Here is a 15,291-nt window from a genome sequence, read left to right as displayed (position 1 = left end):
CCATGACCATCCATAGTGAAAAAGGGCTTATAGCCTGGTTTGCTCGCAACCCAGTTGCAGCCAATTTGATGATGATTTTTATCTTGGTCGGCGGCATCTTAACTGCGTTTTCAATTCGCAAACAGATGTTTCCACAGTTTGAAAATAATTGGATCAGTGTACAAGCTGTCTACCCTGGTGCTGCACCTCAAGAAGTTGAAGAAGGTATCACCATCAAGGTTGAAGAAGCGATTGAGGGGCTCGAAGGCTTAAAGCGTAAAATCACCTATTCGAACCGTGGATATTCCCAAGCATGGATTGAAATAGACGAAAAATACGACACAAAAGAAGTGCTCGACGAAATTAAAATGCAGGTTGATTCAATCAACACTTTCCCTGCAGACATGGAACGCCCTGTTGTTCGCCATGACAAATTTGAACAAGAAGTCATGATACTAGCACTATATGGTGACATGAGTAACTACCAGTTAAAAGAGCTTGGTAATAACATAAAAGATGAGTTACAAGCGTTACCGCAAATAAACCTTGTTGAGTTCAATGGTGGTTTAAATTACGAAATTGGCATTGAAGTCAGCCCAGATAAACTACGCGAATATGGGCTAACCTTTAGAGATATTTCAAATGCTGTACGTGCCTTTTCAGCGAATATGTCAGCGGGGCAAATTCGCTCTGACAATGGCTATATTTCTATGCGTGTAGAAAAACAAGCCTATCGCGGCAACGAGTTTGAAAAACTCCCATTAATACTTCTCCCTGATGGTGCCCAGATTTTTTTAGGAGATGTTGCAACAATTAATGATGACTTTGAAGAAGGATTACAATATTCAAAATATAACGGTAAAAATTCCCTCTCCTTTGAAGTTAATGCATCAAAAGATCAAGACATCACAAAAGTAGCTAAAGTATTAAAGCAATATTTAGCTGATAAAAAAGATCAGCTGCCTGCCGGTGTAAAACTCTCACCTATTGTTGATTTAACCTACTACCTTGAAGGTCGATTAGATATGATGATCGACAACATGGTGTGGGGTGGTATTTTAGTGATGGTTGTTTTAGCCTTATTTTTACCACTACGCTTAGCGTTTTGGGTGATGATGGGCTTGCCTGTATCCTTCCTAGGTGCTTTTTTAATGATGCCAATGGGCTTTTTAGACGTCACGATCAATTTGGCATCACTGTTTGCATTTATTTTAGTACTAGGGATAGTGGTAGATGATGCCATTGTTGTTGGTGAGTCAGCTAGCGCTGAAATTGAAAAACACGGCCACTCACTCGATAACGTTGTACGCGGCGTAAAGCGTGTCGCAATGCCGGCCACTTTTGGTGTATTAACAACGATTGCCGCGTTTTTACCCCAAACGTTAGCAACTGGACCTGGCGCTGCATTTTCTAAAGCCATTGGTGGTGTAATTATTTTATGCTTAATTTTCTCTTTGATTGAATCAAAGTTAATCCTCCCAGCTCACTTAGCAGCAATGAAAGTGCGTAAACCTAATCCAAAAAACCCATTACATCGCTTACGTAAGGTGATGGATGGTGGCTTAAAGCGGTTTGTCGATAACTATTACACGCCGTTTATTGCACGTTGTATTCACTATCGTTATACCGTCATCATTGGTTTTGTGTGTGTGCTTATTGTTAGTGGCGGTATGTTTGCAGGTGGCTTAGTTAAATTTGTAGCTAACCCGAAAATCCCCCATGATTTCCCACGAATTTCAGTAGAAATGAACTTAGCTTCTTCTGAGCAAGCAACATTAGAAACCGCTAAAAAAATAGAAGACGTCATCTTAAAAGTTGATCAACAACTTAAAGAGCAGTATGGCACAGCGATGGTACGTGATTTATCAGTAAGCCTTCGCGGTCGTACCAATGCCAGTTTAATGGCTGTGCTTATTGAGCCTGATTTACGCCCTATTGATACCTTTGCACTAAGCGCACTATGGCGCGAGCAGATGCCACCTCTTCCTGGTGTTAAAACTCTCACAATTGAAGACAGCATTATGAATGGCGGGCGTGACGACGGTGATATTAGCTTTCGTCTTGAAGGTAAAGATGCAAAGCAACTTAAAGCAGTAGCAGCTCAGCTAAAACAGAAGTTAAACAGCATGGAAGGTGTCGGTGATGTAAATGACTCAATGCAAAGTGCCACTGACGAAGTGCAGCTTGACTTAAAACCATTGGCTTACAGCATGGGCTTAACCCTTGCTGATGTAGCGTCACAAGTTAGCTTTAGTTACTACGGCTTGGAAGCACAACGCATATTGCGTGATGGCGAAGAAGTCAAAGTGATGATCCGCTACCCACAAGAAGCACGTAATTCAATTAGCGATATACAAAGCGTACGTATCATTACACCGAGTGGTGTTGAGGTTCCGCTTACAGAAGTCGCCACTGTCAGCCTAGTTGATGGTGTTAACCGGATACGCAGGGAGAATTCAAAACGTACTGTTAACGTATGGGCTGCGGTTAATACGGATAAAGTAGAACCGTTTGCGATTGCACAAGAGATTCGTGATGAATACTTACCTGCCTTACTGAAAAACTACCCTGGTGTGCAAAGTAGTGTTGCAGGACGAATTCAAGAAGAAATGGACAGTGTTGCAGAACAAGTACGTGATTTTGCTCTGTCTATGATGATTATATTTGCATTATTAGCAATACCGCTTCGCTCATATTCACAACCCTTTATTATTATGTCTGTGATCCCATTTGGTGTCATTGGTGCCATGTTTGGTCACATGATTTTAGGAATGACCATGAGTGGCCTATCAATTTTTGGTATTATCGCTGTTGCAGGTGTTGTGGTGAATGATTCACTTGTTATGGTTGATTTTGTTAATAAAGCACGCGCAGAAGGCGTTGCAATAAAAGACGCCGTTATGCAAGCGGGTGCACGCCGTTTTAGAGCAATATTACTGACCTCAGTAACCACCTTTATTGGTGTATTGCCTATTATTATGGAAACTAGCTTACAAGCCAAAATTGTTATCCCAATGGCTGTATCACTCGCCTTTGGTGTGCTATTTGCCACTGTTATCACGTTAATTTTAATTCCATGTCAATATGTTGCACTAGAAGATGCCAAACGCTTAATTCGTAAATGGCGCGGCAAAGAAGCGCTGATAGATGGTGCGCCAATTAATAACCAGACGGATACGAAAATAAGTCATTCAGCGTTATAAAATTTGTTATCCCAACCATCAAGCCCGAGCTGTTTACAACTCGGGCTTTTTATTGCAAAAAATAAAAAAACAAACGAACTGAACACAAAAGTGCAACACGAAATCAGTTTACTTTTCATACTAACCACGCTAAAAATTGATTTTAAAACAAACAATAATAATTAAGGGAAATTATGAGTCACAAGACTAGAGTTTGGCTAACTCAATTATTAGCTATGAGTTTACTTTTTATATCTACAATAAGCTTAGCCGCTAATAAAGCCACAGAAATTGACTCTTTCATACAAGGCTTTCATGAGTTAAAACAATTTAATGGTAACGTGTTAGTTGCCAAACAAGGCGAAGTTATTTTTGAAAAAAGCTATGGTTACGCAAACTTTGAATGGGATATTAAAAATACATCACAGACCAAGTTTCGAATCGGCTCTATTACAAAGCAATTTACAGCCCTACTCATTCTACAATTGGTTCAACAAAACAAAATACAGCTCGATGCACCTTTAAGCACTTACCTGCCCAACTACCGCAAAGATATTGGCAATAAAATTACTATACGCCAAATACTTAACCATACATCAGGGCTAAGTAATTACACCCATGTAAAAGCATTTAGAGATGATTATAGCCGTAACCCTTACAGCGTTGATGAGTTTATAACGCTGTTATGCAGTGATGATTTATTATTTGAGCCCGGTACACAATTTCGCTACAGCAACTCAGGCTACTTTATTTTAGGTGCAGTGATTGAAAAAATCACTCAACAACGTTATCAGGATGTGTTGCAAGAAAATATTTTTACGCCGCTGAATATGCACAACACCGGCTATGATTCTCATGAAAAACTAATCACGCAACGTGCATCTGGCTATAATAATAACTTGAACGGTTACACAAATGCTGAATATTTGGATATGTCTATTCCCTATGCCGCGGGGTCTCTCTATTCAACCGCCCGCGATCTCGTAAAATGGGATCAAGCACTTTATACAAATAAGCTAATAAATGAAGAGCTAAAAAAGCAAATGTATACCGTAACGCAGCAGCGTAATTACGCATTTGGCTGGGAAGTTAATCAATTAAATACTGATAAATATGGCAAACCACTAACACAAGTACAACATGGTGGAGGTATAGATGGATTTAATGCATTTATTAGTCGTATATTGGAAGATCAGCTACTCATCGTGATTTTAAATAACACTGGCGGTGCCCCTCTTACACCAATGACACAGGGGTTAACCAATATTTTTTACGGTAAGCCCTACGACGACGCAACTGAAAATGTGGATAGTCAACTTTATCACGCCTTGCAAAGTGGTGGTATTACAGCATTAAAAGACAAGTACAAACAATTAGATAGGAATAATGTGCCACTTAGAGAAAGAAGTATTAATTATTTTGGTTATGAATTAATAGCAATGAAAAAACTCGATGCTGCTATTGCCATATTTAAACTAAACGCTATTAAGTATCCCAATTCTGCTAATACTCACGATAGTCTGGGTGAAGCCTATATTACCGCCAACAACCCGGAACTTGCATTAAAAAGTTACCAACGTGCTCTTGAATTAAACCCCGACAGTGAAAGCGCAAAGCAAGCTATTATAAAATTACAGTAAACTTTAATAATAAAGCCACAAGTATGTGGCTTTATTACGAATGCATAGTCTCTAACTAGCGTGTTGTTGGTGTAATCGTATGTACTGTACTAAATCTTCTATAGAGACCACCACCATGTCATGCTTTAACGCAAACTCACTTACCTGCGGTAATCGCGCCATTGAGCCATCAACATTATTTAACTCGCAAATAACCCCAAAAGGTTTTAAGCCCGCTAACTGCATTAAGTCTATTGATGCTTCGGTGTGGCCACGACGAACAAGTACACCACCAGTTTGTGCTTTTAAACCAAATACATGCCCTGGGCGCGATAAATCACTAGGTTGAGCATTATCGGCGGTAGCCGCTTTAATAGTAGTTACCCTATCTGCTGCCGAAACCCCCGTTGTAACACCATGTTTAGCTTCAATGGTAACCGTATAAGCGGTGTTATTTTGGCTGGTATTGTTCGTTACCATTTGTGGTAAATCGAGTTGTTTAACTCGCTCTTCCCCCATACACAAACACACAATTCCACTCCCCTCGCGGATCATCATTGCCATTTGCGCTGTGGTTAGGTGCTGTGCTGAAAACACAAAGTCACCTTCATTTTCACGATTTTCATCATCAACTACAAGCACACCTTCACCTCGCTGCAATGCAACAATAGCACGTTCAACACGTTCGAGTGGTTCGCCAAATTGACTAAGTAAAGAAGACTGAATCATCATTTTTAATACCTGTTAAAATATGAAAAGATTCAGGACACTGAAAGACACAACAAAAGGCCGCCTAAATTGGCAGCCAAGTAACTGTTTTAATAAGCCAAAAAACTTTGGCCTTGTTCTCTTTCATCCGGACTATAACCGTCGGCTCTGGCCTCTCACCAGATCTGCTGACCTTTATAACTAAGATAGAAATAAAGCGCTCGCGGGCTCATTTTGTAATAATAAATCACAGAAAATATACCGCCGGTGGGGAATTTCACCCCGCCCTGAGAATTTACTCACACTATTAATTTTGTGTCAGCTCAGCTATTTTATACCCAAACAACCTATTGACGCGAGTAATAATTAGTTATCTAACACACTGCCCTCAAGTATGCCTCTATCAACTAATTTAGTTAACGTTGTATTGGCTTTGTCTCTACACACGTCCCGTAATAAACGAACAGCAGGCGTTATTGATTGACGACTAGGACAAATTAACCACAGTTCGCCACAGGTGTGTTGATAACCAGGCATCAGTGTGATCACTCGGTCATTTAGTAGATCATCTGCAATGTCTAATGCTGATTTTACTGCAATACCCTTACCTGCAACGCACCAACGCCTAACTAAATCACCATCATTAGCGGCACGTGATCCATCCATTTTAACTTTGAATTTTGTCTCGCCATCAGTAAATTCCCAGACATTATTGATTATATCTTGTAACTGATAAAACAGCCCTTGGTGCTGGCTAAGTTCGTCTGGGTGCTGAGGGTTACCATGTTGCTGCACGTATTCTTTGGTCGCGCACAGTAAACGTGGCACATTACAAATTTTAAAGCCATACACGTTTGTGTCACTGGGCGAACCATAGCGCAATGCTATATCCACTGAGTCACGATAAAAGTCTATGTTGCTGTCACTGATATGCGCACGTAAGCTTACCTTAGGGTACTTATCCATTATTTCATCAATCCAAGGGATCACTAAGTTACGCCCTAAATCAGACGATAACGCCACTCTGAGCTCCCCCTCAATTTCATCGTGCTCGCCTTTTAAATTTTGCCGCGCGTTTTCAAGCACTACTAAAGCTTGCTCGCATTGTGGTATATATCGCTCTCCTGCTGCTGACAGTCTAAGGTGGCGTGTTGTTCGTACAAAAAGATCAACACCTAATGCTGCTTCTACACGTTTGATAGCAGCACTTGCTGTGGCGGTTCGCATATCAAGTTTTGCCGCAGCTAAGGTAATACTTTTGAACTCAGCCACTTTCAATATCAGTTTTAAATCATCTAACTGCATATTATCTATTTTATTTTGATAATGATTCAATAATTATGCTGTTTATAAAAAGCAATGCAAGGGCTATTATGCAATCCATAGTAAAACAATCGTTCTAAAACGCTTAAGGATTAACAATGAATCAGCTAACCGTTGTAGCAAATATTGTAGCCCATCAAGACAAAACTGAATTAGTAAAAAACGCACTATTTAAGTTAATTGACGAAACCAGAAAAGAACCGGGTTGCATTCGTTATGAATTGCATCAAGATGTTGATAATTTAAGCCATTTTATAATGTATGAACAATGGAAAACGACTCAGTTATGGTCAGAGCATACACAAACTGAGCATATAAAAACGTATTCAGCCGCGGTAGAAGGTGCAATTGCACATTTTACTATTAATAAATTGACCCTAATTAAGTAAACAGTTTTAAACAGGAAAGAAAAATGACACACCCTATCATTGCAGATTTAGAAGCACGTTATACCGCTAAAAAATACGACTCCTCTAAACGCGTATCTGAGCAAGACTTGGCGGTACTTATTGAGGCTATGCGTCTTTCACCATCCTCTATCAACTCACAACCTTGGAAATTTATTGTGATTGAATCTGATCAAGCAAAAGAACGTATGCACAATACTTTTGCTAATAAATTCCAGTTTAATCAACCCCATATTAAAGCAGCTTCGCATACGATTTTATTCGCTTACAATCCACACTACACGCGTGAAGATTATGCAAAAGTGATTGATGCTGATATCGCCAATGGCCGTACGCCCACAGAAAATCGCGAGCAAGCATTTGGCGCTTACGCCTTTGTAGATTTAAATACTGATGAAGCTGGTAATAATGCCACTTGGACCAAAGCACAAACTTATATTGCGCTGGGTAACACTATGCACGCAGCAGCACGTTTAGGTATTGATTCAACGCCAATGGAAGGTGTTGATGCAGAGCTTATCGGTGAAGAGTTTAAACAAGAGCTCGGTGGTTATATTTGCGATGTAGCCTTAGTCATTGGCTACCATGATAACGCTGAAGACTACAACGCTAAACTGCCGAAGTCACGCTTAGCACAAGAGCATATTATCAATATTTTATAAATTCAGAAGGCTCATGGGCAACCATGAGCCTTACTCACCTTATTTTAATGAAGTTGTTACACTCACTTCACTCGCTAAGCCTTTATTAATTTTTGCTGTTAGTGTACAAAATGCGCCATTAACTAAACTCATATTAGGTGCAACATGACCTATATCGGCATCAATGATTACTGGAAAAATACACTTTCCAAGAGCAAACTCAATGGCATCATAATAATCAATACCTTGGTAAGGTGATTTAACTAATGCACTTCGTCCTAGTATAATTCCATTAATGTCAGCGAAAACACCATTCAGCTTCAACGCCATTAAGCTGCGCGCAACCGCACTCGGTGACAACTCTGCATTTTCTAAATAAAGTACCAGCCCCTCTTGAGCAAACTCTTGTTTAAAGCTGTGTAAGTCTAAATAAGGTGTCGCAAGTAATACATTTAGAGTATCTAAACAACCGCCAAAAAGTCGCCCTGTTAATTCTATCTCACGTTTATCTTTGTAATTTAAACATCGCCATTGGCTAGGCTCTGTTAAATCAAACAATGTATCAGGTTCGTTTGCGTAATCAATCGCCTTGCTTTGGTAAAACTTAGCGGGCTCTTGAATAAACTGCTCCCCTTTAGTAAGGGTCAAAACATCAAATACTTGCAAGCATGCACTATCACTTTCGTCTGGGTGAAGCTGCATTAAATTTGCGGTGTGTAAAGTTGCCCAGCCACAACGTGCTGTTAGTACACACATAAAAGTGCTGATATCTGAAAAACCAACAACCCATTTAGGGCGACACTTTTTAAGTGCACTAAAGTCAATATATTGCAGTATTTCCATCGCTAACTCACCACCCCAAGGTGGCATAACTGCAGCGATAGTATCATCCTTTAAAAATGCCATTAACTCATCTGCGCGGTCTTTGGCTGAATTGAGCTCTCTGAGGCACTGCCCTTCAATAACATCATAACCGCGTGTTTTAAGCCCATGTAGAACTTTATCCAAACGTGGTTGAAATTCAGCATCTACACAGCTTGAGAATGCACAAATTGCAATTTTATCACCTTGTTCCAAAGGTGCAGGAAAAATAATTGGTTCCATAAAACTCCTTGGTAAACTTCTGCGCCACTAAAAATGTAAACTTAATGGAATGGTTTTTACAAGACTCTAAGCTACCGAAATAATCAAGCTGTGTCTAATTTAGCTCACGCATAAAAAAACCGCTGCAGTTACGCAGCGGTTTCTATTAAAACGCAAAGTCAGTAAAGTATTTAAACGTACTCAACCTCGATAACTTCGTATTCAACATCGCCGTTAGGGGTTTTAATGATCACAGCATCATCTGCCTGTTTACCAATTAAACCGCGTGCGATTGGTGAATTTACCGAAATACGATTATTTTTTATATCTGCTTCGTCATCACCCACAATTTGGTACGTTACTTCGGCATCAGTTTCAACATTAACGATTGTTACTGTAGTGCCAAAGATAACTTTACCTGTATTTGGTAATTTAGTTACATCAATAATTTGTACGTTTGAAAGCTTCGCTTCAATTTCTTGAATACGGCCTTCGCAAAAACCCTGTTGTTCACGCGCTGCGTGATATTCAGCGTTTTCTTTTAAGTCACCATGTTCTCGTGCATCTGCTATATCAGCAACGATTTTAGGACGGGTAACTGTTTTTAATTCGTTAAGTTCTTTGCGCAATAACTCTGCGCCACGAACTGTCATCGGAATTGTTTGCATACTTTTCTCACTTAATCCCAAGGCCGAAAACACGGCCTTGGCACATTTCCTTAGTTCAATCGCTGATGTAGTTCTTGAACTGACGTCACTTTGCTACGGTCATCCGCTTGGTTAGCAGTACAGTTAGCAAATGCCGCATTCAAGGTTGTCGTGTAATTGGTTTTGTTTTGCAATGCACCACGACGCAACACCTTCGAGTCTTCGATCGCTTGGCGACCTTCGGTCGTATTTACGATATAGCTGTATTCTTTATTCTTGATGTTATCAAGAATATGAGGGCGGCCTTCAAATACTTTATTTACACGGCGTACTTCAATACCCGCAGCTTTAAGGGCTTCGGCTGTACCACCTGTAGCATCTATTTTAAAACCAAGATCAGTCATAGTTTTAGCTAGTTCTACAATACGTGGCTTATCGCTATTACGTACCGATAGTAACGCGCGACCGCCGCGTGGTAAAGTATTGCTTGCACCTAATTGTGCTTTTGCGAATGCTTCGGCGAAAGTATCACCAACACCCATAACTTCACCCGTTGAGCGCATTTCTGGACCACGGATTGGATCAACACCTTGGAACTTAGCAAACGGTAATACAACTTCTTTTACGCTGTAATACGGTGGAATCACTTCTTTTGTGATGCCTTGACTTGCAAGCGATTGACCCGCCATACAACGTGCCGCTACTTTTGCAAGTGCTACACCTGTTGCTTTAGATACAAATGGCACTGTACGTGCGGCACGCGGGTTTACTTCGATTAAATACACTTTGCCATCTTTAACAGCAAACTGTGTATTCATTAAACCAACTACGCCAAGCTCAAGTGCCATATCGGTTACTTGCTTACGCATTACATCTTGTACTTCTTGCGTTAATGAGTGCGCAGGTAATGAACATGCAGAGTCACCTGAGTGAACACCGGCTTGTTCAATATGTTCCATGATACCGCCGATAATTACTTGTTCGCCGTCGCAAATTGCGTCAACATCAACTTCAATCGCGTTATCTAAGAAACGGTCAAGTAGTACTGGCGCTTCGTTTGATGCAGATACGGCTTCAGTCATGTAACGACGTAAATCTTGCTCGTCATACACAATTTCCATTGCACGGCCACCTAGTACATACGAAGGACGTACCACTAGAGGGAAACCAATTTCAGCTGATTTAGCAATCGCTTCTTCTGTTGAAGTCACTGTCGCGTTTTCTGGCTGTAATAAATCAAGACGTTCAACTAATTGTTGGAAACGTTCACGGTCTTCAGCACGGTCGATTGCATCAGGCGAAGTACCAATCACTGGCACGCCATTAGCTTCAAGTTCACGGGCAAGTTTAAGTGGTGTTTGACCACCATATTGCACGATAACGCCTTTTGGCTTTTCAACACGTACGATTTCTAGTACGTCTTCAAGCGTAATTGGCTCGAAGAATAAGCGATCTGATGTGTCATAGTCAGTAGAAACCGTTTCTGGGTTACAGTTAACCATGATTGTTTCATAACCGTCATCACGAAGTGCAAGGGCTGCATGAACACAACAGTAATCAAACTCAATGCCTTGACCGATACGGTTAGGACCACCACCGATAACCATGATTTTATCACGATCAGATGGGTTCGCTTCACACTCTTCATCGTATGATGAGTACATGTAAGCAGTATCAGAGCTAAATTCTGCCGCGCAGGTATCAACGCGCTTATAAACTGGCACGATGTTTAACTGATGACGTTTTTTACGAATTTCAGCTTCAGATACACCGGCAATTTCAGCGATACGTGGGTCTGCAAAACCTTTACGCTTTAATTTACGTAGGAAGTCAGCATTTAAGCCTGCCATACCTACTTCTGAAATTTTAGCTTCGTCTTTTAAGATGTCTTCAATCTGTACTAAGTACCAAGGGTCAATCTTAGTCAGTTCGAACACATCATCAACGCTCATGCCATGGCGCATTGCATCTGCAATATACCAAATGCGCTCTGCACCGGGCTCACGTAATTCACGAATGATTTTTTCTTTCGCTTTCGGGTCATCTAAGGCCACAATTGGGTTAAAGCCTGTTGCGCCAACTTCAAGACCACGTAAAGCTTTATGTAATGACTCTTGTTGGTTACGACCAATCGCCATTACTTCGCCCACTGACTTCATTTGCGTTGTTAGACGGTCATTAGCACCGGCAAATTTTTCAAAGTTAAAGCGTGGGATCTTAGTTACAACGTAATCGATTGATGGCTCAAACGATGCCGGTGTTTTACCGCCTGTGATATCGTTTTGTAGCTCATCAAGGGTGTAACCTACAGCAAGCTTTGCTGCAATTTTAGCAATTGGGAAACCCGTTGCTTTAGAAGCAAGTGCAGATGAACGTGATACACGAGGGTTCATCTCAATGATAACCATACGTCCATCAACTGGATTTACACCAAACTGTACGTTTGAACCACCTGTTTCAACACCAATTTCACGTAGTACCGCCATAGAGGCGTTACGCATTAATTGATATTCTTTGTCAGTGAGTGTTTGTGCTGGTGCAACCGTGATTGAGTCACCGGTGTGCACACCCATTGGGTCAAAGTTTTCGATAGAACACACGATAATACAGTTGTCTTTTTTGTCGCGGACAACTTCCATTTCGTATTCTTTCCAACCAATTAATGATTCATCAATCAATAATTCGCTAGTAGGTGAAAGGTCTAAGCCACGCTCACAAATTTCTTCGAACTCTTCTAAATTATAAGCAACACCGCCGCCGGTGCCACCCATAGTGAAAGAAGGACGAATGATACATGGCAAGCCGATGCGCGTCATCGTGTCGCGAGCTTCTTCCATTGAGTGAGCAATTTCTGCACGCGGACACTCTAAACCGATGTTTTTCATTGCAACATCGAAACGTTCGCGGTTTTCTGCTTTGTCAATTGCATCTGCCGTTGCGCCGATCAGCTCAACGCCGTGCTTAGCCAATACACCGTGCTTGTCGAGTTCTAGTGCACAGTTTAATGCAGTTTGACCACCCATAGTTGGTAGTACTGCATCTGGCTTTTCTTTTTCAATAATTTTTTCAACAACTTCCCAGTGAATTGGTTCGATGTACGTCGCATCAGCCATTTCAGGGTCAGTCATAATTGTTGCAGGATTTGAGTTAACTAAGATAACTCGATAGCCTTCTTCTCTAAGTGCTTTACACGCTTGAGCACCAGAGTAGTCAAATTCACAGGCTTGGCCGATTACAATCGGGCCAGCGCCTAGGATAAGAATGCTTTTTAAATCGGTACGTTTTGGCATTATTACTCCAGTCTAATTAGTTGTTACGCGCTTGCATCAAGTCGATGAAGTGGTCAAATAATGGGGCTGCATCGTGCGGACCTGGGCTTGCTTCTGGATGACCTTGGAAGCTAAACGCTGGCTTATCGGTGCGGTGGATACCTTGTAATGTGCCGTCAAATAATGATTTGTGCGTTGCACGAAGGTTAGCTGGCAAGCTTGCTTCGTCAGCAGCAAAACCGTGGTTTTGTGCAGTGATCATTACAACGTCACGGTCTAAGTCTTTCACAGGGTGGTTACCGCCGTGATGACCAAACTTCATTTTTGCGGTTTTTGCGCCCGACGCTAATGCTAATAATTGATGCCCTAAACAAATGCCAAAAATTGGCGTATCTGTTTCTAAGAAGGCTTTAATTGCATCAATTGCGTAGGTACATGGTTCTGGATCACCTGGGCCATTTGATAAAAAGATACCATCTGGGTTTAGTGCTAATACGTCTGCTGCCGAGGTTTGTGCAGGCACAACGGTTAGTTTACAGCCACGGTCTACTAGCATACGTAAAATGTTACGTTTTACACCAAAGTCGTATGCTACAACGTGAAACTTTTCATCAGCCGCATCTAAGGTTTTAAACCCTGCGCCTAATGTCCAGCTTGATTCACGCCACTCAAAATTTTCCTTGGTTGAGACTACTTTTGCTAAATCCATGCCTTTTAAGCCTGGGAAGGCTTGCGCAGCTGCGAGCGCTTTGCTTTCATCGATATCATCACCGGCAATAATACAGCCGTTTTGAGCGCCTTTATCGCGCAAGATACGCGTCAATTTACGGGTGTCGATATCTGCAATACCTAAGATATTGCGTTGTTTTAAGTAATCATCTAACGATTGCTCGTTACGGAAATTACTTGCTAGCAGTGGCAAATCACGGATCACTAGGCCTTTCGCCCAAATGTGGCCCGCTTCTTCGTCTTCGCTGTTAGTACCCGTATTACCGATATGTGGGTACGTCAAAGTTACGATTTGTTCCGCGTATGAAGGGTCAGTCAGGATTTCCTGATAACCAGTCATAGACGTATTGAATACTACTTCACCGACTGACATGCCGTCAGCGCCGATTGCAGTACCGCGAAACACTGTGCCGTCTTCTAGAACTAACAGAGCGGATTTAGTCAAGTTAACCTCCTAACAGTAAAAAACGGGAGTAAAGTCATTTGCTTTACTACCCGTTTATAGCGATTGGAAACACGCAATTATGAATTTTTGGCAAATTGGCGCTATTTTATAGCAATTTGCTCTTTAGGTCTAACGATAATTCATTAAATAGCAAAAATAAGCACTATCAACCAAAAAACACTTCAAACCGCCAAAAATGCACCTTAACTACTTCAAGTCAAGCACATCCTGCATATCATAAAGTCCAGCTGGTTTATTTTTCAACCAGCCTGCAGCTCTTACCGCACCTAATGCAAAGGTCATTCGAGAACTCGCTTTGTGAGTTAATTCAAGCCTTTCGCCAGAAGTTGCGAAATATGCTGTGTGTTCACCAACTATATCGCCACCCCTGAGTACTGAATAACCGATTTCTTTTTGCGATTTTGCTTGTTCAACCTGGCTACGATCATAAACAGCAACTTCATCGTGCTGCCACCCTTTTGCCTGTGCGATCGCTTCGCCAATGGCTAATGCCGTGCCTGATGGCGCATCAATTTTATGGCGGTGATGTGCTTCAAAGATTTCGATATCAAGATCATCACCAAATTTAGTCGCAGCGGTTTGCACTAAGTTAAGCAGTAAATTAACGCCAACGCTATAATTACGCGCAAAAACGATTGGGATTTGCTTAGCGGCTTCATTTAGAGCCTGCATATCATCATCACTTAGGCCCGTGGTGCCGATAACCATTGCGATATTATTTGCTACGGCAGTTTTTAAATGCGCGCGCATACCGGCAGGTAAAGTAAAATCGATTAAAACATCAATACCATTTGCCACTTCGCGCTCATCACTAAAAGTAACATCGAGTGGCGCAGCGCTATTTAATTGATTGACTGCAATATTCAGCAAAGGTGAACTACTACGAACATAGGCAGCTGCTAACTCGGCATTGTTATTTTTGTGTGCGGCTTCTACTAATGCCAACCCCATTCTTCCGTTTGCGCCAAATACGCCAATTCGATTCATATTAATAACCTTTGCAAAATTAAGTGAACTAGATTTTATCTAAAACTCGTGTAATAGTCAGGTAACCCTTTTAAAAAATAATAATAACAGATACCCATAGACTTTAGCCATCTATACATTTAAACTTCCTTTTTGCGCCGATTTGGTCTTTGGCTTGCGGGCGCTGTTGAGTTACTTATCATTGTGGTAAGAAAAACAACTAAATGCTGCTAAAAGAAGGATGTTTTGGCTGCCTAAGTTGTCTATGAGTT

General features: G+C 41.2%; 11 protein-coding genes and 1 riboswitch. Of the genes, 4 read left to right on the top strand and 7 right to left on the bottom strand.

Features of this window, described 5'->3' with window-relative positions; all coding sequences use genetic code 11:
• Positions 1-2 precede the first annotated feature (2 nt).
• Positions 3-3,182, top strand: a complete 3,180-nt coding sequence (locus ACU8V8_RS06300; RefSeq protein ID WP_446889170.1) for an efflux RND transporter permease subunit — start codon at positions 3-5, stop codon at positions 3,180-3,182.
• Positions 3,183-3,355: 173 nt separating this feature from the next.
• Positions 3,356-4,801 (top strand): serine hydrolase, encoded by a 1,446-nt coding sequence (locus tag ACU8V8_RS06295; RefSeq protein WP_446889169.1) that lies wholly within the window; start codon positions 3,356-3,358, stop codon positions 4,799-4,801.
• A gap of 51 nt (positions 4,802-4,852) precedes the next feature.
• Here ACU8V8_RS06295 and ribB read toward each other — a convergent pair whose 3' ends face one another.
• Complete coding sequence (gene ribB, locus ACU8V8_RS06290) at positions 4,853-5,506, bottom strand: 3,4-dihydroxy-2-butanone-4-phosphate synthase (RefSeq protein WP_446889595.1); 654 nt, start codon at positions 5,504-5,506, stop codon at positions 4,853-4,855.
• A gap of 114 nt (positions 5,507-5,620) precedes the next feature.
• Positions 5,621-5,787, bottom strand: a riboswitch (FMN riboswitch).
• Positions 5,788-5,854: 67 nt separating this feature from the next.
• Positions 5,855-6,793 carry a LysR family transcriptional regulator gene (locus ACU8V8_RS06285; RefSeq protein ID WP_446889594.1) on the bottom strand — a complete coding sequence of 313 codons (939 nt, stop codon included), beginning with the start codon at positions 6,791-6,793 and terminating at the stop codon, positions 5,855-5,857.
• Between the two features lie 116 nt (positions 6,794-6,909).
• Here ACU8V8_RS06285 and ACU8V8_RS06280 point away from each other — a divergent pair, with 116 nt between their 5' ends.
• Together ACU8V8_RS06280 and ACU8V8_RS06275 are read left to right on the top strand one after the other, a co-directional pair.
• Positions 6,910-7,200: a putative quinol monooxygenase gene (locus tag ACU8V8_RS06280; protein ID WP_446889168.1), complete on the top strand. Its 291-nt coding sequence runs from the start codon at positions 6,910-6,912 to the stop codon at positions 7,198-7,200.
• A gap of 23 nt (positions 7,201-7,223) precedes the next feature.
• Positions 7,224-7,880, top strand: coding sequence for a nitroreductase family protein (locus ACU8V8_RS06275; RefSeq protein WP_446889167.1), 657 nt, complete (start codon positions 7,224-7,226; stop codon positions 7,878-7,880).
• 39 nt (positions 7,881-7,919) lie between these two features.
• Here the strand turns inward: ACU8V8_RS06275 and ACU8V8_RS06270 are convergent, their stop codons facing one another.
• The 5 genes from ACU8V8_RS06270 to dapB form a co-directional block, all read right to left on the bottom strand.
• Entirely contained in the window at positions 7,920-8,963 is a 1,044-nt protein-coding gene (locus ACU8V8_RS06270; RefSeq protein ID WP_087531651.1) for a S66 family peptidase, read from the bottom strand.
• A gap of 170 nt (positions 8,964-9,133) precedes the next feature.
• Positions 9,134-9,610, bottom strand: a complete 477-nt coding sequence (greA, locus tag ACU8V8_RS06265) for a transcription elongation factor GreA (RefSeq protein WP_087531652.1) — start codon at positions 9,608-9,610, stop codon at positions 9,134-9,136.
• A 50-nt stretch (positions 9,611-9,660) separates the two neighbouring features.
• On the bottom strand, positions 9,661-12,879 hold the full coding sequence (gene carB, locus ACU8V8_RS06260; RefSeq protein WP_087531653.1) for a carbamoyl-phosphate synthase large subunit: 3,219 nt from the start codon (positions 12,877-12,879) through the stop codon (positions 9,661-9,663).
• Positions 12,880-12,895: 16 nt separating this feature from the next.
• On the bottom strand, positions 12,896-14,032 hold the full coding sequence (gene carA / locus ACU8V8_RS06255; protein ID WP_446889166.1) for a glutamine-hydrolyzing carbamoyl-phosphate synthase small subunit: 1,137 nt from the start codon (positions 14,030-14,032) through the stop codon (positions 12,896-12,898).
• A gap of 207 nt (positions 14,033-14,239) precedes the next feature.
• Positions 14,240-15,040: a 4-hydroxy-tetrahydrodipicolinate reductase gene (gene dapB / locus ACU8V8_RS06250; RefSeq protein ID WP_446889165.1), complete on the bottom strand. Its 801-nt coding sequence runs from the start codon at positions 15,038-15,040 to the stop codon at positions 14,240-14,242.
• Positions 15,041-15,291 lie beyond the last annotated feature (251 nt).

Source organism: Pseudoalteromonas sp. SaAl2, from assembly GCF_052947895.1.
The sequence above is the reverse complement of the archived record's forward strand: the minus strand, read 5'-3'. Positions and strand labels throughout refer to the sequence as shown.